Source organism: Geobacillus lituanicus (assembly GCF_050994965.1).
In the GTDB taxonomy this organism is placed as follows: Bacteria; Bacillota; Bacilli; order Bacillales; family Anoxybacillaceae; genus Geobacillus; species Geobacillus stearothermophilus.
This window is the reverse complement of the sequence record NZ_CP194773.1, coordinates 333,580-354,954: the sequence shown is the minus strand read 5'-3', so window position 1 is coordinate 354,954 and position 21,375 is coordinate 333,580. Positions and strand designations below refer to the sequence as shown.

The following is a 21,375-nucleotide window of genomic DNA, read 5'->3' as shown; positions in this document are numbered from 1 at the left end:
CCGTCCCCTTCTCGGGTGGACAATAGAAAAAGGTGTCCCAAAGGCAAGAGGACACCTTTTTTGTATGTTGCAACCCATTGGTTGAGGAAGTCAGTCGTTTATTTGCCTGTCCGCGGCCACGACGCGATCGCCTGGAGGGAGCCGCGAATGGTGAAACGGCCGAATTGATGCGGCAAAATGAAATGGTCGCCCCGGCGAAGCAAGTATGTCTGTCCTTTGCGGACAAGCTCGCCTTCGCCTTCGAGGATGCTGACGATGAGAAACGGTTTTGCCTGCTCTGATTCGAACGCGCCGCGGACGTCCCATTTTTGGACGCCGAAGTAGTCGCCTTCCACGAATGTCGTCACAGTCGCGCCCGGGAATTCGGCGACATGGGGGCGGATGTCGATGTCGCGGTGCGGGACAGTCGTGACATCTATTGCTTTGTCAAGATGAAGCTCCCGCCTGCGCCCTTGGCTGTCGACACGGTCGTAGTCGTAGACGCGGTATGTCGTGTCCGAGCTTTGCTGCGTCTCGAGGACGAGCGTTCCTTCGCAAAGGGCGTGGATCGTGCCGCTTGGGACATAGAAGAAGTCGCCCGGGCGGATCGGCACTTTCCGGAGCAAGCGCTCCCACTCCCCCGCCTCCATCATGGCGCGCAGCTGCTCCTTCGTCTCGGCGTAATGGCCGTAAATGAGCTCAGCGCCCGGCTTGCAATCGATGATGTACCAACATTCCGTTTTGCCGAGCTCTCCGCCTTCATGCGTTTTGGCGTATTCATCGTCCGGGTGGACTTGGACGGACAAGTCGGCGTTGGCGTCCAAAATTTTCGTCAACAGCGGAAAGCGATCAGACGGGAAGTGGCCGAACAAATCGCGGCGTTCCTCCCATAATTGACCAAGCGTCATCCCGGCAAACGGTCCACGGGCGACGACTGTCTGTCCGTGCGGATGGGCGGACACCGCCCAGCATTCCCCTGTTTGCGAAGACGGAATGTCGTAGCCGAATCGTTCGGCGAGCTTCATGCCGCCCCAAATCCGTTCTTGGAAGACAGGGGTGAGAAAAATCGGTTCAAAGTCCATGCGTCATCCCTCCCGAAAACATCATACAACGTACAGTCCACTCTCATTTTCATCTTATCACGAAATGCGCGATCGGCAAATGAAAACGATAAGGGGGTTAGGAACATACGCTCCCAACCCCCATTGGAACTCAAGGTCGACATGTCCACTGCAACGATGTTCTGCATGCGCCGCCGTCTCGCGTCAGCGCGTCACTTCACGTCATCAAGTTCAATGCACGCGAGCGGCTGTTTCGCCGGTCCTTCGATCACATCGCCATCGATCGAGAAGCGCGAGCCATGGCATGGACAGTCCCACGTCTTGTCGCCGCTGTTCCACTCCAGCTCGCAGCCCATATGGGTGCACGTCGTATCAACGACATGAAGCGTTCCCGCTTCGTCCTTATAGGCGCCCGCCCGTTTCCCGTTGACCAAGACGACCGCCCCTTCTCCGCGCGCCAAATCTTGCGGCTGGCGAACAGCTAGTTCGATTTTTCCAACGATCAAGTGTTTGGCGACATCGAGGTTTGTCGTGAAAAATTGCCGCACGCTCGGGTCGGCGTAAAAGCGCGACGGAGAGTACAAGTCGCGATACCGGTTGTCGCGGCCGAGAATGAGGTCGGACAACATCATCCCCGCCGCTGTGCCGTTTGTCATCCCCCACTTCCGGTACCCTGTCGCGACATAAATGTTTGGCGTCCCTGCCGTCATCGGGCCGATATATGGCACTTTATCAAGCGTCGTCAAGTCTTGGGCCGACCAACGGTAACGAATGTCTTTTACCGTAAACAACTGCGAGGCGAACGAGGACAACGCCTCATAATGGCGCATTGTCGGCACCCCTTGGCCGGTCTTATGGTTTTCCCCGCCGATGAGAATAAGCGTCTCGCCATTTGCCGCTGCGGAACGGACCGATCGCTTCGGGTTGTCGGCGCTCAAGTACATGCCTCCCGGGTATGGCTCTGCAGCTGTGATGGCAATGACATACGAGCGCTCAGCATACATGCGGGAAACATAAAATCCGCCGTCATAAAACGGAAAGTGGGAACAGACGGCGACGTGGTCGCATGTGACCCGCCGTTTGCTGCGCGTCACGACGGACAGCCGCTCTCCTTGTTCAATGTCGGCGACCGGCGTGTGCTCGTAAATGATGCCGCCGGCCTGTTTGATGGCTTCGACCAGTCTGACCAAATATTTGAGCGGATGAAACTGCGCTTGCTTCCTCATCACGACGGCCGCTGTGACCGGCAGCGGGAGCGGAATCGATTCGACAAAAGCGCCGTCAATTCCTAGACGCTCGTACGCTTGCCATTCTTTTACTAATTTTTGTAATGATGAAGAAGACGTCGTATATGTGTAGGCGTCTTGTTCGCAAAAATCGCAGTCGATCCCGTGCTGCTCGATCGTGCGGCGGACGAAGCCAAGTGCGTCCATGCAAGCGTCATAATATAGGCGCGCCTTTTCCGCCCCAAAGTGGTTTAGGAATTCATCGTACACCAAATCGTGCTGGGCAGTCAGCTTCGCCGTTGTATGGCCGGTCGTTCCGTTCAACAGCCGGTCCGCTTCGAGAAGGGCGACGCGCACACCTTGCGTCGCCAGTAAATAAGCGGTTGTAATGCCGGAAATGCCGCCGCCTACAACCACGACGTCGACCGAAACGTCTTCTTCGAGCTTCGGGAAGGACGGAAGCGGCACGGAATCACGCCAATACGGCTCTATGACCGAAGGGAGGGATGACATACGGATGCCTCCTTGCCTGTCAATAGTGGTTTTCCATAGTTTGCTCTTTGCCATGGACCGTTATTCCACATATCCACAACCCTTTTCTTTTTTTGGCAATCGTCCGCAAGGAGAATAAAAGATGGTACAATAGAAAAAAAGAGGTCAAGACTGTTTTGCAAAAATAATGTTAAAGGAAGATCAAGAGTGAATAAATATACACATTCGTTTCATGAACGCGCCAATGGGTTGGCAGACAGCTTCATTTTAGAGCATTACAGCTTGAGCGAGCTCAATTTTGAGACCGTCAGCCATTACCGGGAGCAGTTTGCCCGCGCCAAACCGGGGCATCCATGGAACAGTCTTGAGACGAAAGAGTTTTTATACAAAATCGGCGCTTGGGGCAAGCTGCGCGACAGCAGCAAAGAAGGACTGACGCTCGCCGGACTCGTGATGTTCAGCGAAGAGCGGATCATTACCGAGGTGCTGCCGCAATATTTTTTAGAATACCGGGAATATGACGGTGCAAAGGCGGCAGGATGGGCGAAGCGGTTCACATCGCAGGATGGAACGTGGTCCGGCAACGCCTATGATTTTTATTTCCGCGTGTTGGCGGAGTTGGAGCGCCACGTTTGGCTTGAGGAAGGGCGTGCTCTGCTCGCCGAGGCGCTCGCTAATGCCATCGTTCATGCCGATTACGGGGAAGAAGGCGGCATTACCGTTGAAAAAGAGGACGGGGCGTTTCGATTTGCCAACCCGGGCCGGTTCCGCCTGCCGGTCGAAGCTGCCATGGCTGGGCAAATGAGCAATCTGCGCAACCCGAACATCTTTAAAATGTTTTTGTTGATCGATGTATGCAAACGCGCAGGATCCGGTTTGAAGCGCATGCATGATTGGCAGGAACGGGCGCTTGTCCAGCCGGTCGATATTTTGCAGCAAACGAATCCAGACCGCACGATCGTGACGTTATGCCCATTGTTGTTTCCAGCTGAGGCGGGGGCGACAATTGAAACAGAAATCAATGAATCATTGCAACAGCAAGAACAAGCATGGATAGAACACGGTGCGGATCAACATGACGTGGACTTCGGAAGTAACGAGGTCAACTACGTAAATAAGGAGCTCAACTCCGTTATTATCGAACAAAACTCCGTAAACAACTCGACAAACTCCTTGAATAGGGAGGCGAACTCCGTAAAAAACGAGGTTGACTCCGTAAATATCCCGTCATGCTCCGTGAATAAAGGTGCAAACTCCGTTAATAAAACACCAAACTCCGTAAATAATGCTATATCTGTTGATGAAAGGGAGGAAGAAGAGAGAAACGAGGCGATCGATGAGCGGCTGTGGGAGATGGCAGAACTGGCACGTCGAAAAAAGCGGTTGGCTCCGGCGGTTATGGAAGAGATGATCGTCCGCCTGTGCTGCGAGCGACCGCTGCGGCTGAAAGAGTTGGCGACGCTGTTGGAACGGACGCCGGATGGGCTGCGCACCAACTACTTAGGGAAGCTGGTCGACGAAGGGAAAATCCGATTGAAATATCCGGATCAGCCGAACCACCCGCGCCAGGCGTACATCGGCGTCAAAGAAAGATGAGGGACGGGTTGTGCAGTTGCCAACAAATGAAAAGGAAACGGAGCTGACTCAAAAGTCCCTTTTTGATGAAATGTAACCGAAGTATGTGAAAGAGACCACCTCTGAAATCCTCGGTTTTACCGGGTTTTTCGTGGTGGTCTATTTTTCTATGTCGCCCCAGATAGGAGCATTACCGCTCTTTTGGGTCAGCCCCGTTTTGCCCAGCGGCATCCTATTTTGTACAATAGGAAGCACAGGCGAAGAGGAACGGAGCGAAGGTGATCGACATGGAAGAACGGGACATGAAGACGTTTCTTGCCCAGCTGCAGCAAGAAGGGCTGCTGACCGAGCAGACGCGTCCGGTTTGGGAAATGATTTTGCCGAAACGATTAAAACGAATGTATGACGTTCTTAACGAGCGCACCCGTTATATTACGGTTTTGATTGAAGCGGTCGACGACCCGCACAATCAGGCAGCGGTGCTGCGGACAGCCGAGGCGTTCGGCGTTCAAGACATCCATATCGTCACGGGAAAAGCGCCATTTTCGCCAAACCGGCTCGTGACGCGCCATGCTGACCAATGGCTGACGCTTCACCGGCAGCCTGATATCGAAACCGCCATCAACGACTTAAAACAGCAAGGGTATCAAGTGTATGCCAGCTATCTTGGCGAGGGGACGATTCCTCTTTCCGACATCGATGTATCCAAACCGACGGCGCTTTTATTTGGCAACGAACATAGCGGCGTATCCGATGAGGCGCTGAAACTCGCAGACGGGACGTTCGTCATCCCGATGTACGGCTTCGTCCAAAGCTTTAACATTTCCGTTGCCGCGGCGCTGGCGCTGTACGATGTCACGGAGCGCGCCCGCCGCCAAGCCGGAACGCGCTATTATTTATCGTCTAATGAAAAAAAAGCGCTCTACAAACAATGGATGTGGCAAACGTTGAATCCGCGCATCCGCAAACAGCTCGAGCTGCAAGGGTATACCATTTGAACGCAAGAGACGGCCGGATTTTTGGAACGTGGGGATCCGGCCGTTTTTTTATGGCATTCCCCGCCTTGAATCCCTTTTCCCATCAATAGTTCCCTAATCGAGGAAAACTAGTGGCGATTTCTTGAACAATGATTGAACAGTTTGTGACAAATGTTTTGCTGATTTATGAACTTTTGCGCGTGTTGGTTTCAAACATTTTCAATTTTGATATGGTAGAAAACAAAGACATATCGATGGAAGACGCCCTGGATGCCGGGGCGGATAAAGGGGGATACAGAGCGATGAAACAGGCGATATGGCGCGCCATGTTAGCTTTGCCGTTTTTGCTTTTGCTTGGCGGCTGCGTCGAGCGCACGGCGGTGTTAAATCCGCAAGGGCCGGTGGCGCGGACGCAATACGACTTAATTATGTGGTCGGTCGGTTTTATGCTGTTTATTATTGTTGTCGTCTTTGCCTTGTTTGCTTTTGTGCTCATCCGCTATCGCGAAAAGCCGGAAAACGCCGGTTACGAGCCGCCGGAAGAGGAAGGAAATACGCTGCTTGAAATCGTTTGGACGGCGATTCCCATTTTGATTGTCATCGCGCTTGCTGTTCCAACTGTGAAGGCGACATTTGCTTTGGAGAAACCGCCGACAGACAAGGTGGAGCCGATTACCATTCATGTGACGGCGGCGAACTGGAAATGGATTTTCAGCTATCCGGAAGAAAACATTGAAACGGTCAACTACGTCCATATCCCGGCTGGCGTGCCGGTCAAATTCAAGCTCACGTCTGTCGGACCGATGAATTCGTTTTGGGTGCCGGAGCTAGGCGGACAAAAATATGCGATGGACGGCATGGAGACAGAGCTGATTTTACAAGCTGATAAACCAGGATCGTATATGGGGCGGAGCGCCAACTTTTCCGGGGAAAAGTTCGCACATATGGAATTTGAGGTTGTCGCGCAAACGGGTGAAGATTTTAAACAATGGGTGAATGAGGTGAAAACGACGGCGCCGAAGCTTAATGAGGACAAGTACGCGCAAATTTTAAAGCCAGGGCTTGTCGGCCGGATGACGTTTTCAAACACTCATTTAGACTGGATTGATCATGCGAAGCAAAATAGCCACCATGCCGAGCATGAATCAGCAGATGATGGCAGCCGCGATGCGACAGACGCTCATCATCATGGGGAGTAGGAAGGGAGGAAGAGACCATGAAATGGAGCGAGTTTTTCGTAACCGGAGAGCCGCTCATTTACGCGGCTGATGTCGCGATCGTTTTAACGATAATCGGCATTGTGTTCGTCTTGACGTATTTTAAAAAATGGAAATGGCTGTGGAACGAATGGCTCACTACCGTCGACCATAAAAAAATCGGCGTCATGTACATTATTTGCGCAGTTTTGATGCTCTTCCGCGGCGGCGTCGATGCGCTTTTGATGCGGGCGCAGCTGACGGCTCCGAATATGAAATTTCTTGATGCCCAGCACTACAATGAAATTTTTACGACGCACGGGACGATTATGATTTTGTTTATGGCGATGCCGTTCATCATCGGCTTGATGAACATCGTCGTTCCGCTGCAAATTGGGGCGCGCGACGTCGCGTTTCCGTATTTGAACGCGTTAAGTTTTTGGCTCTTTTTCTTCGGGGCCATGCTGTTTAACATTTCCTTTGTCATCGGCGGATCGCCGGACGCCGGCTGGACGGCGTATTTCCCGCTCGCGGGGAATGAGTTCAGCCATGGCGTTGGCAACAACTACTATGCGGTTGCCCTGCAAATTTCGGGAATCGGGACGTTGATGACGGGGATCAACTTTTTGGTGACGATTTTGAAAATGCGTGCGCCGGGCATGACGTTGATGCGCATGCCGATGTTTACGTGGACGATTCTCATCACATGCGTGCTCATTATTTTCGCCTTCCCGGTGTTGACGGTCGCCTTGGCGCTCATGACGTTTGACCGGCTGTTTGATACGCAGTTTTTCACGATGGCCAACGGCGGCATGTCGATGCTCTGGGCGAACTTGTTCTGGATTTGGGGCCATCCGGAAGTGTATATCGTCATTTTGCCGGCGTTCGGCATTTTCTCGGAAGTGGTCAGCACGTTTGCGCAGAAACGGCTGTTCGGTTATAAGGCGATGGTCGGTTCGATCGTGGGCATTGCGTTTTTAAGCTTTATCGTCTGGGTGCACCACTTCTTTACGATGGGCGCAGGGCCGGCCGTGAACTCTGCCTTCTCGATCACGACGATGGCGATCGCCATTCCGACCGGGGTGAAAATTTTTAACTGGCTGTTTACGCTCCGAAAAGGGAAGATCCGCTTTACGACGGCGATGCTTTGGTCGCTGGCGTTCATTCCGAACTTCGTCATCGGCGGCGTGACGGGGGTTATGTTGGCGATGGCGGCGGCCGATTATCAATACCATAACAGCTATTTTCTGATTGCCCATTTCCATTACGTGTTGATCGCGGGTACGGTGTTCGCCTGCTTTGCCGGTTTGCATTATTGGTATCCGAAAATGTTCGGCCATATCTTGAATGAACGGCTTGGCAAGTGGACGTTTTGGCTGTTTATGATCGGCTTTAACATCTGCTTCTTCCCGATGTATTTCCTAGGGTTGATGGGGATGACGCGCCGCATGTACACGTACTCGGCTGGTCTCGGCTGGACGCCGCTCAACGTCGTCGCGACGGTCGGGGCGGTGTTGATGGGCATCGGGTTTATCGTGCTTTGTTACAACATTTATTACAGCGCCCGCTACGGCGAGCGCGACATGACCGGCGACCCGTGGAACGGACGGACGCTTGAGTGGGCGACCGCGTCGCCGCCGGTGCATTACAATTTCCCGGTGACGCCGGTTGTCGAAGATGTGGACGCGTATTGGGTGATGAAGAAAAAGTATGGCGGCTTCCACGTGAAAGAAGAAGACTTGAAGCCGATCCATATGCCAAGCAACTCAGGACGCCCGTTTTGGATGTCGGTGGCGTTTTTCGTCGCCGGGTTCGGCCTTGTGTTCAAGTGGTTTGCGTTGGCTATCGTTGGTGCGTTGTTCATTGTGCTTGGATTGATTCTCCGCTCATTTGAAGACGATGATGGCTACCATATTCCGGTTGACGAAATCAAACGGATGGAACGAGCGGCGCGGAAGGGGGCGTGACGAATGGGAGAAGCTGCACATCGCTATGAGGAAACGGTGCCGCTGGAGTATCGGACGCAAGAAAGTCGGTTGAACATATTGGGTTTCTGGATTTTCCTCGGGGCGGAAGTCGCGCTGTTTGCGACGCTGTTTGCGACGTATCTCGTCTTGTTCCAACGGACCGGCTCGGGGCCGACGGCAGCGGAGCTGTTTGAGGTAAAAGACGTTTTGATCGAAACGTTGTTGCTGTTGACGAGCAGTTTCACATGTGGGTTGGCCATTTTTGAAATGCGCCGCGGCCGCATGAGCGGGCTGATTGCCTGGCTGCTCGTGACGCTTCTGCTTGGGGTGGGGTTTATTACGGTTGAAATTCGCGAGTTCATCCATTACGTCCATGAAGGAGCGACGATGCAGACGAGCGCATTTTTATCAAGCTTTTTCGTGCTCGTCGGCACGCACGGCGCCCACGTCAGTGTAGGAATTGGCTGGATGATTTTGATCATCATCCAGCTCCTCCAGCGCGGCTTTACGCCGAAAACGGCGCGCAAAGTGTTTATCGTCAGTTTGTATTGGCACTTTTTAGACGTCGTTTGGATTTTCATCTTCACGCTCGTCTATTTGTTAGGGATGGTGATCTAACATGGGCGCAAACAGCCATCGCGAATCATTTCCGTGGAAACATATCATTGGGTTTTTGTTGTCGCTCGTCTTGACGTTTGCGGCTCTTTGGGTGGCGCTCTCGTCTGGGCTGCCGCTTAAAGCCGTGATCGTCATCATCGTCTTGTTCGCGATCATCCAAGCGAGCTTGCAGCTGTTTCTATTCATGCACGTCAACGAAAGCGACAGCGGCAAAGTGCAAACGTTCAACATGGTATACAGCTTCTTTATTGCTGTTGTCGTTGTCGCCGGTTCGATTTGGGTGATGCAGTTTGTGTTGTAAAGCGAGGCTGGCCGGGGTTCGGCCGGCTTTTTATCTTAATTAGGCGAGAAGACTCCCACTTCAACAAAGCGAAGCGGAGTAAGTGGGAGATGAATCGCCTTAACTATATTTTGCTGAAAATAGGATAGATTCAGTAAAATATAGTATAATATAGTTAGATGGGAGGTGAAAACATGTATTTTTGTATCAAACAACAGCTAAATGGTTTGACCAAAGAAGAATACTTGACTCTTCGAGAACTGTGCCATATTGCCAAGAACATGTACAACGTCGGATTGTACAATGTCAGACAATACTATTTTGAACACAAGGAATTTCTTAATTATGAGAAAAATTATCATCTTGCAAAAACTAACGAAAACTATAAGCTGTTAAACAGCAACATGGCACAGCAAATTTTAAAAAAGGTCAATGAAGCCTTTAAATCTTTCTTTGGTTTGATCAGTCTTGCCAAACAAGGAAAATATGACTACAAGGCTATCAGTATTCCAAAATATCTTAAAAAAGATGGCTTTCATTCACTGATCATTGGCCAGATTCGTATAGACGGCAACAAATTCACAATACCGTATTCTCGCCTATTTAAAAAGACTCACAAGCCTATCACGATAACGATTCCGCCTGTGTTACTGGACAAAAAGATTAAGCAGATTGAAATCATTCCTAAGCATCATGCCAGGTTCTTTGAGATTCAGTACAAATATGAAATGCCTGAAGATCAAAGAGAATTAAACGACCAAAAAGCACTGGCCATTGATTTAGGATTAAACAATCTTGCCACTTGTGTCACATCAGACGGCAGATCATTCATCATTGATGGGCGGAGATTAAAAAGTATAAATCAATGGTTTAACAAAGAAAATGCCAGACTTCAAAGCATAAAAGATAAGCAAAAAATCAAAGGCACCACTCGTAAACAGGCTTTGCTTGCTATGAATCGCAATAATAAAGTGAATGATTATATCAACAAGACTTGCCGTTACATCATTAACTACTGTATTGAAAATCAAATTGGCAAACTTGTCATTGGCTATGCGGAAACATGGCAACGCAATATGAATCTAGGAAAAAAGACAAATCAAAACTTTGTCAATATTCCTCTCGGTAACATAAAAGAAAAACTAGAATATCTTTGTGAATTTTACGGCATTGAATTCTTGAAACAGGAAGAATCATATACGTCTCAAGCCAGCTTTTTTGACGGCGATGAGATTCCTGAATATAATGCCGACAATCCAAAAGAATATAAGTTCAGCGGCAAACGTATTAAGCGCGGTTTGTATCGAACAAAGTCTGGCAAACTAATTAATGCTGATGTCAATGGCGCATTAAACATCTTAAAGAAAAGTAAAGCTGTAGACCTGAGTGTCTTATGCTCTAGCGGCGAAGTGGACACGCCTCAAAGAATAAGGATTGCTTGAAGCAGTCAAACTTCTTTGGAAGCCTCCACTTCAAATTTTCGCTAGAAAATTAAGTGGGGGTAGTTCACGTTCAGAAGAGCTTTTGTGGTGTCATAGATGCCTGAAATGGGGGAGCCGTTGACGGAACATTGAAGAGATGGAGAGGCAACGTGGTTGCATTATAGGGGGCATGATATGTGCCTAAAAAAGTCGTCTTGCCTCAAACAGGCAAGACGACGTTTTACAGCACTTTTGATAAAAACGCTTTCGTCCGCTCATGCTGCGGACGGTCGAACAAGTCTTCCGGCTTCCCTTCCTCGACAATGTAGCCGCCGTCCATAAACAGGACGCGGTCGCCGACTTCACGGGCAAAGCCCATCTCGTGGGTGACGACGACCATCGTCATCCCTTCATTGGCCAGCTGCTTCATGACCGAGAGCACTTCCCCGACCATTTCCGGGTCAAGCGCTGACGTCGGCTCGTCAAACAGCATGATTTTCGGTTCCATGGCCAATGCCCGGGCGATGGCGACGCGCTGCGCCTGCCCACCGGAGAGGGAGTCCGGGTAGACGTGCGCTTTGTCTTGCAGCCCGACTTTGGCGAGCAGCTCCATCGCCTTCGCTTCCGCTTTTTCACGCGGCCATTTCCGCACTTTCATCGGTGCCAGCGTGATATTGTTCAGCACCGTCATATGCGGAAACAAGTTAAAGCGCTGGAACACCATTCCGACTTCTTCCCGCACTTTATTTAAGTTCGTGTCTTTCGCCTTTAAATTAATGCCGTCAATAATAATTTCACCTTCATCGAAATCCTCAAGCAAGTTTAAACAGCGTAAAAACGTCGATTTTCCCGACCCCGATGGGCCGATGACGACCACGACTTCTCCTTCGCGAATATGGACATCGATTCCTTTTAAAACTTGGAGCGAACCGAACGATTTTTTCAGCTGGCGTACGTCAATCATTGGGTCGAATACTTCCTTTCAAGATAGTGTGACAGTTTGCTTAACGAAAGCGTTAAGAGCAAATAGATGAACGCCACTGTTAAATACGGCTCCCAAACGCGGTAATACTCACCCGCGGCCGCTTTCCCCCAATACATGATTTCCGGGGCGGCGATGACCATCCCAAGCGACGAATCTTTAATTAAGACGATAAACTCGTTCGCAAACGGCGGAATCATTCGCTTTAACGCCTGCGGCAAAATAATGTAGCGCATCGCCTGCGCATGCGTCATCCCAAGCGAGCGGGCCGCTTCCATTTGCCCTTTGTCGATCGACTGGATGCCGGCGCGGAAAATCTCGGCCACATACGCGGCCGAGTTGAGCGACAGCGAGACGGCCAGGGAAGCGACGGCATTTGGCTGGGCGAAAAAGAGCGGCATGGCGCCGAAATGGACGAGCAAAATTTGCACGACAAGCGGCGTACCGCGGAAAAAGTTAATGTACCACGAAAACGGCAAACGAATAATCGGGTTGGACGACATTTTGCCAAGGCCGATGAACAGGCCGAGAATGAGGCCGAACACGATGCCGGCTAATGATACGCCGATCGTTACGAGCAGCCCTTGCCAAAAGTAAGGGGCGTATTCAACAATAATATCAAAACGAAAATCCATCGATCTCACCTTTCTCTAAGAAAAATGCGTAACTTGCGGGTAGTTACGCATTTTCTTTGTTCGCACGCTTATTGTTGTTTTAATCGATCAAGCTTCGGTTCTTTTCCAAACCATTTTTTATAGATTTCAGTGTATTTGCCGCTGTTGATGACGTTTTTTAATGCTTCGTCCACTTTTGCTTTCAATTCGCTGTTTTTTGGGAAGATCATACCATAATATTCTGAAGCGAAGTTTTTTGGATCCTCAATGACTTGCAGTTTTTTATTGGGATTGTTTTTCACGTATTCGTTTGCCACCGCGTTGTCCGTGATGACAGCATCAACACCGCCGTTTAGCAGTTCCATAATGGCAACAACACTCGTTTCGAATTTTTTAATATGATCGCCTTTGCCAAATAGCTTCTCCGCAGCTTCTTGACCGGTTGTCGCGTTTTGAACGCCGATCGTTTTCCCTTTTAAGTCAAGGGCGTTTTTCACCGGGCTGCCTTGTTTGACTAAGATGACTTGTGTTGCTTCAAAGTACGGAGCTGAGAAATCATAAGATTGTTTCCGCTCGTCCGTAATCGTAATGCCGGAAATGCCCATGTCGATTTCTTTGCTTTGCAGCGAAGCGAACAGCGGATCCCAGCCGATGTTTTTTAATTCATAATCCAAGCCGGCTTCTTTCATCACCGCATCCAAAAGGTCGGTGTCAAACCCAACAATTTTCCCTTTTTGCATATATTCAAATGGCGCAAACGCCGCGTCCGTCCCGACGGTGATTTTTTGCTTCCCTTCTTTTTCAGCGCCTGACGGAGAGCTTGTTTCTGTCGACTTGCCACAAGCGGCGAGCGCCATAAACAACACAGCAACGACCGCTACGATCAAACCTTTCTTCATTTTTAACATCCTATAAAATCCCCCTTTGGAATCATTGTCGATGAACGATTATCATACTATCAATATTTTTGTTATTATGCAATAGGTTTTATAAAAATAATTGTTTGAACATTTTGGCACCGCCGTATAAATGGGGAAAAGGCGCATTTTTCAATGTTTTTCGCCAAATTAACTGAAGGGCATATGGCTAATATCATTTCGTGTGCATTTTTATAAAATAATTTTTTATGTATAAAAAGACATAAACGATTGATTTTGAATTTACAGAATATTATACCAGGAAGAGGGTAGAGTTGGCAAAGGTTTTGTCAATTTGTTTATTATAGCGGTATGGAAAAATAAATACTATTGTGTAAATACTATCAATTTCGTTATGATGAAAGTGGTGACAAGACAGTAGAGGAAGGAGAGTCCATATGGTTTTATTTTCCGTCATTGTGTATTTAGTCGGCATGCTTTGGATTGGCTATTGGGCGTATAAACGGACGTCCAATTTGTCTGATTATATGCTTGGCGGCCGGACGCTCGGACCGGCGGTGACGGCGCTCAGCGCCGGGGCTTCCGACATGAGCGGCTGGCTGCTCATGGGGCTGCCGGGGGCGATGTATGTCGATGGGGTGAGCGCCGCCTGGATCGTCATCGGCTTGACGCTTGGCGCTTATGCAAACTGGTTGTTTGTCGCGCCGCGCTTGCGCGTCTATACGGAAGTAGCGAACGACTCGATTACGATTCCGGAGTTTTTGGAAAACCGATTCGGGGATGCCACGAAATTGTTGCGAATGGTATTCTGGGATTGTCATTATGGTCTTTTTTACGTTTTATGTCTCGTCCGGCCTCGTTTCGGGGGGCGTTCTGTTTGAAAACTCGTTTGGTGTTAGCTACCATACGGGATTGTGGATCGTCGGCGGTGTTGTTGTCGCCTACACGCTGTTTGGCGGCTTTTTGGCCGTCAGCTGGACGGACTTTGTCCAAGGGGCGATTATGTTCATCGCGTTGATTTTAGTGCCGGTCGTGACGCTGTTCCATACAGGCGGGCCAGTAGATACGATGGAGACGATCCGCGACATCGATCCCAACTTGTTGAACTTATGGAAAGGAACGAGTGTTCTTGGCATCATTTCGTTATTCGCCTGGGGGCTCGGGTATTTCGGCCAGCCGCACATTATCGTCCGCTTTATGGCCATTAAGTCGGTGAAAGAAATGAAAAGCGCCCGGCGCATCGGCATGGGCTGGATGATTTTCTCCGTTGTCGGAGCGATGTTGACGGGTCTTTTTGGAATCGCTTATTTTTCGCAGCGCGGCATGAAGCTTGATGATCCGGAAACGGTGTTTATTCAACTCGGACACATTTTGTTCCATCCGATTATTACCGGGTTTTTGCTGGCGGCGATTTTAGCGGCGATTATGAGCACGATCTCGTCACAGTTGCTCGTCACGTCGAGCTCGCTGACCGAAGACTTGTATAAAGTCGTGTTCCGCCGCGCGGCTTCGGATAAGGAGCTTGTCTTCGTCGGGCGTTTGTCGGTGCTCCTTGTCGCCATTGTCGCGACAGCGCTGGCGTATACGAAAAACGACACCATTTTAAACTTGGTCGGCTATGCGTGGGCTGGGTTTGGCGCATCGTTTGGCCCCGTCATTTTGCTTAGCTTATGCTGGCGGCGGATGACGAAATGGGGGGCGCTCGCCGGCATGGTCGCTGGGGCATTGACGGTCATTCTTTGGACGCAATCCGCCTACTTAAAAGGGCTGTTGTATGAAATGATCCCCGGTTTTGCCGCCAGCTTGGCAGCGATTGTGATCGTCAGCTTGCTGACGAAGGAGCCAGAAGGGAAAGTAGCTGAACAATTTGATCGATTCAAGCAGTTGCTGTCCTAAAAATAGGCAAAAGGGTGTCCCCTTGCGCAGGGGCACCCTTTTTGTCGTTTAGGACTATTTCACTTGATTCCAATCCGGGTACAAGTCGATGCGCCGGTCGCGCCATGTCGCGACCGATCCTTTTTCCCGCACTTTGCGAAGGAGCGACAAGTCAAGGTCAGCGGTAATGACCATGTCGCTGTTGATCTCGCCCGCCGCAAGGACGCCGCCTTGCGGGAACGGAATGTCGTTTGGCGTGATGACGGCCGCCTGGCCGAAGTTGGCGCGCATAAAGTCGACCGTTGGAAGCGAGCCGACCGTGCCGGTTGTGACGACATACACTTCGTTTTCGACCGCCCGCGCGTGGCAGCAATACCGTACACGGTAAAACCCGTGCCGATCGTCGGTGCACGACGGACAGAAGATGACGTCCGCCCCTTTCGCGCGCGCCAGGCGAACGATTTCCGGAAACTCGATGTCATAGCACGTCAAAATGGCGATCGTCGCTTTGTCCGTTTCAAAGACGTGCAGTCCGTCACCCGGGGCGATGTTCCATTCGTTGGCCTCGGTCGGGGTGATGTGCAGCTTCGCTTGGCGATGGATCGTTCCGTCCGGTGCAAACAAGTGGGCGACATTGTACAGCTTGCCGTTTTCGCGGATGACATGCGTACCGCCGATCAAATACATGCCCGTGTCTTTGGCGAGCGACGTAAACAGCCCGCAATACGGCTCCGTGTAGTCCGGCAAGTCGTCGATCGCTGCTTGACGTCCGTCATCAAGTGGAATGGAAAGCAATTGGGTCGTGAAAAATTCTGGGAACAAGACAAACTCGGCGTCAAACTCTTGCGCTGTTTTGACGTAATGCGTCACTTGCGCGGCAAATTCGTCAAACGAACGGATCGTATGCAAATGATATTGGACAGCGGATACGCGCAATGGCGGCACCTTCCTTTCTATTTCCATATGGCATCTATTTTAGCACCATGCAAACCGTTTCGAGGCATTTGATTTTTCAATATGCGCAGGCCCCGCTCCCTTCCTATTTCAAGGAGGGGAGTTGCGGAAAAAGACAAGGACGAGGTCTTGTCTATTATTGTTCGCCGTAGCGTCGGTACGCGCCGTGATGCGTCGGGCCGACGTATTCGTTTAACGGGAACGAATGGCGAATGGCGGCGGTGATGAACGCCTTGGCGGTGGCGATGGCGTCTTTCACCGGCCGGCCTTTTGCCAGTTCGGCGGCGATGGCGGCTGAGAACGTGCAGCCAGCGCCATGCGTATACGTCGTGTCGATCCGTTCCGATTCAAGCAGTTCGAACGTTTGACCGTCATAAAGGACGTCAACCGCATAGTCGTGCGGAATTTTCCGTCCGCCTTTGACGATCACATATTGAGCTCCGAGCTCATGAATGCGTCCAGCCGCCTCTTTCATGTCTTCAACCGTTTCAATGCGCGGCAGGCCGGCTAGCTGCGCCGCCTCAAACAAGTTCGGCGTCACGACCGTTGCTTTTGGTACAAGCGTTTCCCGGTAGCACACCGTATTTTCCGGGTGGAGCGGCTCATCCGCCCCTTTGCACACCATAACTGGATCGACGACCGCATTTTTCAAACCATGTTTTTCAATCGTCCGCGCGGTCAGTTCAATGATGTCCGTCGTCGGCAGCATCCCCGTTTTGAGAGCATCAACGCCGACGCCGACGATGATCGTCTCAAGCTGGGCTTCGATCGTTGCTAGGTCAACGGGGAACACTTGGTGCGCCCACCGGTTGTGCGGGTCCATGGCGACGATTGTCGTGATCGCCGTCATGCCGTAAACGCCAAGCTCTTGGAACGTTTTTAAGTCCGCCTGCAGCCCGGCGCCGCCGCTGCTGTCCGAGCCGGCGATCGTTAACGCTTTTGGCATCGTCATCATCATCACTCCTTTGCTTCATAACATTATATCATGAAGCCGCCCTCAAGGACGAAATAGTTGTTCCACATGAGTCAGTCAAGACTTTGTGGAGAACATTTTTTCGGTTCACTACGGGTGTTGTCAATCACTAGTTATAGAACCATTTTCAGGAATTAATATCGTAAGCGCTTTCGGACTCTCATCCCTCATCTTGAAGTGATGATATTGTATTCCATTTTTTTACACCCAACCACCATCCCGGAGCGCCGACAACGCTTGATGGATCGGCGTCCCGGATGACCGCTGCAGACACGGTAGATTCTGACGCACCACATCTGCCCATAACCGTCCGGCCTTCCGTTTGGCCTGTTCGATCCGCTTGGACTTTGTTGAGGCCGAGACGGCCGACTGGGGCTCTTGCTCCTCCCACCGTCCCTTTCTCCACCCGATCCCGTCGATTCGGGCCGCCATCGCCCTCAGAAACGCCCGAAGCCCTTGGTCTTTCCAGCTGCGGCGGGATTTCACCCGATGCGCAAACCGGCTCATCACGCTCTCGGCGTGGCCCATCGGACGCATGCCGGTCGTCTCCACCCCTTGCTCCGACAGCCACTCCCGATAGTCCCGGATGCATCCCGGCATCGACTCGATCCGGCGAATCAAGGCGGCCAGCTGTTGTTCTTTGCCTTCGTCCTCCAACGTGCCGACCGCGCTGTTCAGCTCCACGAGAAGCCCCTCTTCGTCTTGTTTCGCCAGCTTCTTCCGCACCTCCCGCCAACGCGGATGGCCGGACAGACACTGACGCAGCTCCCGCGCCACATGAAATCGATCCAGCTGAAAGCACGCCCGCTTCCCAAAATACTCCCGGCAGGCTGTGATCCACGACGCCGCGTCGCCGTTGATGATCAAAAGGTCCCGGCACGGGTCATAGGCATATTCGTTCATCAGCCACTCCTCAAACCGTTCCCACACGTCTCCCGCCCCTTCATGGAGGTAGTGGCGCCGGTTCACGAGCTCGAGCTGCGAACCGTTTCGTTTCCATCCCTCGTGAACCGCCAGGATTTTCTCTTCTTTCGCCCGTTTCCCTTTCCCCTGGCGGGAAATGAACAGCCCATCCGCCTCCACAAACAGCACTCGGCCGTGCCGTTGGGAAACAGGGTGGTGCAGCGAGACAGGGGCCTCCAGCACCAGTTGGCGAATCGCCTCGTGGCTCATGACCGCATACCCCACGATCGACTCCAACGTACGGGCCGCTTTGCGGTAGGAAGAGCACTCTACGGCCAACTCGACCGCCGTTTCCTCGAGGCAAGGACTGATCGATCGGGCCCCATCAAAGCCTAATTCGGCATCCAGCAAGAAGGTATAGTTCCCCGTTTGCCGGTCATAGTAGTAGTTCCGTCGAAACGTCACTTCTCCAAACAGCGTTTGGATCGTAGTCGGCCGTTTGTCTTTCAGCTGATACCGGCGCTTGTCCCGCGCTTCCGCCAGTTGTTGATCAATCTCCTCCAAAAGGGCCGCCAACAAGACAGCGAACACCTTTTGAAGAGTTCTGACTAATTGTTCCTCCAGCTCTTTTAATAAAGGCCATTCTGTGGTAAGATGTTTCATGGACTCTCTCCCTCCTGTTTTATGGATGTTGGTCATCACCATCATAGCAGGGAGAGAGTCCTTTTTGCATGACATTTGCTTTTTTCTACCGCGCTTCGCTTGGTGGCCCCGACGAGCGTCGCGAACAAAAGTTCGCAACCCTCGTCGGGGAATCATTCCTGAATGTCACCCACAAATATTTTACTCACACGTTCCACATCAACAAAAAAGCCATCCAGCACACGTGAACAGGCCATGCCGGTTTCTTTCCAGACGCCGGCTTGTTCATATTGTCCATTGTCATTGAGCGAGTAGATTTGCACAACACGATGCATGGGGTTCACGATCCAGTATTCATAGACTCCGTATTGCATATACAAATTCAATTTGAACACGAGATCATACGCCTGGTTGGAAGGGATTAAAATTTCCATGATCAGCGTTGGGACGCCGACAAATTTTGTATCCGTTAATCCACTTCGATCACAGATCACGGTTAAATCAGGGACGACAATTTTCTTGCCTTCGATTCGTTCGTTCTTTAGTTCGATACCAAACGGGGCATGAAACACTTCACACGGCTTTCCTTCTAAAAAATGGAACAGTTGGACGTGCAGCCGTCCCGATATGCGTTGGTGCTGGGTCGAAGGGGAGGGAGACATCAACACAGCGCCATCAATGTATTCTAAAACGCGGTCGGTTGTTTCCCGCATGCGGTGAACTACCCCCACTTAATTTTCTAGCGAAAATTTGAAGTGGGGGCTTCCAAAGAAGTTTGACTGCTTCAAGCAATCCTTATTCTTTGAGGCGTGTCCACTTCGCCGCTAGAGCATAAGACACTCAGGTCTACAGCTTTACTTTTCTTTAAGATGTTTAATGCGCCATTGACATCAGCATTAATTAGTTTGCCAGACTTTGTTCGATACAAGCCGCGCTTAATACGTTTGCCGCTGAACTTATATTCTTTTGGATTGTTGGCATTATATTCAGGAATCTCATCGCCGTCAAAAAAGCTGGCTTGAGACGTATAGGATTCTTCCTGTTTCAAGAATTCAATGCCGTAAAATTCACAAAGATATTCTAGTTTTTCTTTTATGTTACCGAGAGGAATATTGACAAAGTTTTGATTTGTCTTTTTTCCTAGATTAATATTGCGTTGCCATGTTTCCGCATAGCCAATGACAAGTTTGCCAATTTACAATCCGACGTTGTACATGTTCTTGGCAATATGGCACAGTTCTCGAAGAGTCAAGTATTCTTCTTTGGTCAAACCATTTAGCTGTTGTTTGATACAAAAATACATGTTTTCACCTCCCATCTAACTATATGATACTATATTTTACTGAATCTATCCTATTTTCAGCAAAATATAGTTAAGGCGATTCATCTCCCACTTATTCCGCTTCGCTTCGTTGAAGTGGGAGTCTTCTCGCCTAATTAAGATAAAAAAAGCCGCCCGCTATGAGCGGGCGATCATGGGAATGGACAATGATGAACAGGCGGCCGGCAGCGCGCGTTGCCGCCTACGTCCATCACGGTTAGTTGGCAGCCAGCGCTTTCCCGAGCGCTTCGCGGACAGGGACGTAGCGATAGCCGAGGTCGCGGGCGACGGCTTCGTACGTGATTTCGCCGTTGGCGACGTTGACGCCAAGCTCGAGCGCCGGGTTGTCCGTAATGGCTTGCATGACGCCTTTATTGGCGATTTGCAAGGCGTATGGGATCGTGACGTTCGTCAAGGCGATCGTCGAGGTGCGCGGGACAGCACCCGGCATGTTGGCGACCGCATAATGGACGACGCCGTGTTTGACGTACGTCGGGTCGTCGTGCGTCGTGACGTGGTCGCTTGTTTCGACGATGCCCCCTTGGTCGATGGCGACATCGACGATGACCGACCCCGGTTTCATCGCTTTCACCATGTCCTCGGTGACGAGCTTCGGCGCCCGCGCCCCTGGGATGAGGACGGCGCCGATGACAAGGTCGGCCTCTGCGACCGCTTCGGCGATGTTCATCGGGTTGGACATGAGCGTCGTAATTTGGTTGCCGAAAATGTCGTCAAGCTCGCGCAGGCGATCCGCGTTCAAGTCGATGATCGTGACATCTGCCCCGAGGCCGACCGCGACTTTTGCCGCATTCGTGCCGACGACCCCGCCGCCGATGATGACTACTTTGCCGCGGGCGACGCCAGGGACACCGCCAAGCAAAATGCCTTTGCCGCCGTACGGCTTTTCCAAAAATTGCGCCCCGATTTGCGCCGCCATCCGCCCGGCGACTTCGCTCATCGGCGTCAACAGCGGCAGCGTGCGGCCGACTTGCACAGTTTCATAGGCGATGGCGATAACGCCGCTTTCTTTTAACACGCGCGTCAACTCTGGGTCGGCGGCCAAATGCAAGTAGGTGAACAGCACAAGCCCCGGACGGAAGAAGCGGTATTCGCTTGGCAGCGGCTCTTTCACTTTCATCACCATATCTGCTTGCGCCCACACATCTTCCGCTCGCTCGATGATTTGTGCTCCGGCACGGGCGTAATCATTGTCGCTGAAACCGCTCCCAACCCCTGCCTCTTTCTCAATGAGCACCGTGTGTCCTGCCTGAACGAACGACAATACGCCAGCCGGCGTAATGGCGACACGGTTTTCGTTATTTTTAATTTCCTTTGGCACTCCAATAATCATGAATATGGTTCCTCCTCATCAAAAGTGGCCTTACTTATAGTATAAAAGAGACGGAACGGGCCGGGCATTGTTCAAAAAAGAGAAAGAAGC

General features: G+C 51.2%; 17 protein-coding genes and 2 pseudogenes. 8 read left to right on the top strand and 11 right to left on the bottom strand.

Annotation, left to right across the window (positions count from 1 at the left end; translation table 11 throughout):
- Window positions 1-98 precede the first annotated feature (98 nt).
- Entirely contained in the window at window positions 99-1,061 is a 963-nt protein-coding gene (manA, locus tag ACR1UW_RS01690; protein WP_289651744.1) for a mannose-6-phosphate isomerase, class I, read from the bottom strand.
- Between the two features lie 191 nt (window positions 1,062-1,252).
- Window positions 1,253-2,779 carry an FAD-dependent oxidoreductase gene (locus ACR1UW_RS01685; protein ID WP_498934385.1) on the bottom strand — a complete coding sequence of 509 codons (1,527 nt, stop codon included), beginning with the start codon at window positions 2,777-2,779 and terminating at the stop codon, window positions 1,253-1,255.
- Window positions 2,780-2,965: 186 nt separating this feature from the next.
- Between ACR1UW_RS01685 and ACR1UW_RS01680 the strand changes: the two genes are divergently transcribed.
- The 7 genes from ACR1UW_RS01680 (at window position 2,966) to ACR1UW_RS01650 (ending at window position 10,813) form a co-directional block, all read left to right on the top strand.
- Window positions 2,966-4,354 (top strand): DUF8451 domain-containing protein, encoded by a 1,389-nt coding sequence (locus tag ACR1UW_RS01680; protein WP_289651742.1) that lies wholly within the window; start codon window positions 2,966-2,968, stop codon window positions 4,352-4,354.
- A 266-nt stretch (window positions 4,355-4,620) separates the two neighbouring features.
- A complete protein-coding gene (locus ACR1UW_RS01675; protein WP_289651741.1) occupies window positions 4,621-5,331 on the top strand; it encodes a TrmH family RNA methyltransferase in 711 nt (236 codons plus the stop codon).
- A gap of 281 nt (window positions 5,332-5,612) precedes the next feature.
- Window positions 5,613-6,509 (top strand): cytochrome aa3 quinol oxidase subunit II, encoded by an 897-nt coding sequence (gene qoxA / locus ACR1UW_RS01670; protein ID WP_289651740.1) that lies wholly within the window; start codon window positions 5,613-5,615, stop codon window positions 6,507-6,509.
- A 17-nt stretch (window positions 6,510-6,526) separates the two neighbouring features.
- Window positions 6,527-8,473: a cytochrome aa3 quinol oxidase subunit I gene (gene qoxB, locus ACR1UW_RS01665; protein ID WP_042381203.1), complete on the top strand. Its 1,947-nt coding sequence runs from the start codon at window positions 6,527-6,529 to the stop codon at window positions 8,471-8,473.
- A 3-nt stretch (window positions 8,474-8,476) separates the two neighbouring features.
- The gene (gene qoxC / locus ACR1UW_RS01660; protein ID WP_015376112.1) at window positions 8,477-9,091 is read left to right on the top strand and encodes a cytochrome aa3 quinol oxidase subunit III; all 615 of its coding nucleotides are present in this window, start codon (window positions 8,477-8,479) and stop codon (window positions 9,089-9,091) included.
- Between the two features lies 1 nt (window position 9,092).
- A complete protein-coding gene (gene qoxD, locus ACR1UW_RS01655) occupies window positions 9,093-9,392 on the top strand; it encodes a cytochrome aa3 quinol oxidase subunit IV (RefSeq protein WP_011232920.1) in 300 nt (99 codons plus the stop codon).
- A 173-nt stretch (window positions 9,393-9,565) separates the two neighbouring features.
- On the top strand, window positions 9,566-10,813 hold the full coding sequence (locus tag ACR1UW_RS01650; RefSeq protein WP_047819116.1) for an RNA-guided endonuclease InsQ/TnpB family protein: 1,248 nt from the start codon (window positions 9,566-9,568) through the stop codon (window positions 10,811-10,813).
- 220 nt (window positions 10,814-11,033) lie between these two features.
- Here the strand turns inward: ACR1UW_RS01650 and ACR1UW_RS01645 are convergent, their stop codons facing one another.
- From ACR1UW_RS01645 to ACR1UW_RS01635, 3 genes are all read right to left on the bottom strand, one after another.
- Complete coding sequence (locus ACR1UW_RS01645; protein WP_289651739.1) at window positions 11,034-11,756, bottom strand: amino acid ABC transporter ATP-binding protein; 723 nt, start codon at window positions 11,754-11,756, stop codon at window positions 11,034-11,036.
- Window positions 11,753-12,409 carry an amino acid ABC transporter permease gene (locus ACR1UW_RS01640; RefSeq protein WP_011232918.1) on the bottom strand — a complete coding sequence of 219 codons (657 nt, stop codon included), beginning with the start codon at window positions 12,407-12,409 and terminating at the stop codon, window positions 11,753-11,755. The genes ACR1UW_RS01645 and ACR1UW_RS01640 overlap by 4 nt, the downstream gene beginning before the upstream one ends.
- A 68-nt stretch (window positions 12,410-12,477) precedes the next feature.
- Entirely contained in the window at window positions 12,478-13,296 is an 819-nt protein-coding gene (locus ACR1UW_RS01635; RefSeq protein WP_289651738.1) for a basic amino acid ABC transporter substrate-binding protein, read from the bottom strand.
- A gap of 407 nt (window positions 13,297-13,703) precedes the next feature.
- On the opposite strand from ACR1UW_RS01635, the pseudogene putP reads away from it, so the two are divergent.
- Window positions 13,704-15,162 (top strand): annotated as a pseudogene (gene putP, locus ACR1UW_RS01630) (sodium/proline symporter PutP).
- Window positions 15,163-15,216: 54 nt separating this feature from the next.
- On the opposite strand, the gene ACR1UW_RS01625 reads toward putP, so the two are convergent.
- From ACR1UW_RS01625 to ald, 6 genes and pseudogenes are all read right to left on the bottom strand, one after another.
- The gene (locus ACR1UW_RS01625) at window positions 15,217-16,077 is read right to left on the bottom strand and encodes a carbon-nitrogen hydrolase family protein (protein WP_044744212.1); all 861 of its coding nucleotides are present in this window, start codon (window positions 16,075-16,077) and stop codon (window positions 15,217-15,219) included.
- 154 nt (window positions 16,078-16,231) lie between these two features.
- A complete protein-coding gene (pdxK, locus tag ACR1UW_RS01620; protein ID WP_498934380.1) occupies window positions 16,232-17,047 on the bottom strand; it encodes a pyridoxine/pyridoxal/pyridoxamine kinase in 816 nt (271 codons plus the stop codon).
- Window positions 17,048-17,269: 222 nt separating this feature from the next.
- Window positions 17,270-18,634 carry an ISLre2 family transposase gene (locus ACR1UW_RS01615; RefSeq protein ID WP_498932867.1) on the bottom strand — a complete coding sequence of 455 codons (1,365 nt, stop codon included), beginning with the start codon at window positions 18,632-18,634 and terminating at the stop codon, window positions 17,270-17,272.
- Between the two features lie 152 nt (window positions 18,635-18,786).
- Window positions 18,787-19,326: a Uma2 family endonuclease gene (locus ACR1UW_RS01610; protein WP_498934378.1), complete on the bottom strand. Its 540-nt coding sequence runs from the start codon at window positions 19,324-19,326 to the stop codon at window positions 18,787-18,789.
- Window positions 19,327-19,397: 71 nt separating this feature from the next.
- Window positions 19,398-19,808, bottom strand: a pseudogene (locus tag ACR1UW_RS01605) (zinc ribbon domain-containing protein); the annotation flags it as partial.
- A 343-nt stretch (window positions 19,809-20,151) separates the two neighbouring features.
- Window positions 20,152-21,285, bottom strand: coding sequence for an alanine dehydrogenase (ald, locus tag ACR1UW_RS01600; RefSeq protein WP_498934376.1), 1,134 nt, complete (start codon window positions 21,283-21,285; stop codon window positions 20,152-20,154).
- Window positions 21,286-21,375: the final 90 nt, after the last annotated feature.

Bases quoted from the DNA above. Each gene is read 5' to 3' on its own strand.
- ACR1UW_RS01610 (WP_498934378.1), bottom strand. From the start codon at position 19,326: ATGCGGGAAACAACCGACCGCGTTTTAGAATACATTGATGGCGCTGTG.
- qoxB (WP_042381203.1), top strand. From the start codon at position 6,527: ATGAAATGGAGCGAGTTTTTCGTAACCGGAGAGCCGCTCATTTACGCG.
- pdxK (WP_498934380.1), bottom strand. From the start codon at position 17,047: ATGACGATGCCAAAAGCGTTAACGATCGCCGGCTCGGACAGCAGCGGC.
- ACR1UW_RS01685 (WP_498934385.1), bottom strand. From the start codon at position 2,779: ATGTCATCCCTCCCTTCGGTCATAGAGCCGTATTGGCGTGATTCCGTG.
- ald (WP_498934376.1), bottom strand. From the start codon at position 21,285: ATGATTATTGGAGTGCCAAAGGAAATTAAAAATAACGAAAACCGTGTC.
- qoxD (WP_011232920.1), top strand. From the start codon at position 9,093: ATGGGCGCAAACAGCCATCGCGAATCATTTCCGTGGAAACATATCATT.
- ACR1UW_RS01615 (WP_498932867.1), bottom strand. From the start codon at position 18,634: ATGAAACATCTTACCACAGAATGGCCTTTATTAAAAGAGCTGGAGGAA.
- ACR1UW_RS01675 (WP_289651741.1), top strand. From the start codon at position 4,621: ATGGAAGAACGGGACATGAAGACGTTTCTTGCCCAGCTGCAGCAAGAA.
- qoxC (WP_015376112.1), top strand. From the start codon at position 8,477: ATGGGAGAAGCTGCACATCGCTATGAGGAAACGGTGCCGCTGGAGTAT.
- ACR1UW_RS01635 (WP_289651738.1), bottom strand. From the start codon at position 13,296: ATGTTAAAAATGAAGAAAGGTTTGATCGTAGCGGTCGTTGCTGTGTTG.
- ACR1UW_RS01650 (WP_047819116.1), top strand. From the start codon at position 9,566: ATGTATTTTTGTATCAAACAACAGCTAAATGGTTTGACCAAAGAAGAA.
- qoxA (WP_289651740.1), top strand. From the start codon at position 5,613: ATGAAACAGGCGATATGGCGCGCCATGTTAGCTTTGCCGTTTTTGCTT.
- manA (WP_289651744.1), bottom strand. From the start codon at position 1,061: ATGGACTTTGAACCGATTTTTCTCACCCCTGTCTTCCAAGAACGGATT.
- ACR1UW_RS01640 (WP_011232918.1), bottom strand. From the start codon at position 12,409: ATGGATTTTCGTTTTGATATTATTGTTGAATACGCCCCTTACTTTTGG.
- ACR1UW_RS01645 (WP_289651739.1), bottom strand. From the start codon at position 11,756: ATGATTGACGTACGCCAGCTGAAAAAATCGTTCGGTTCGCTCCAAGTT.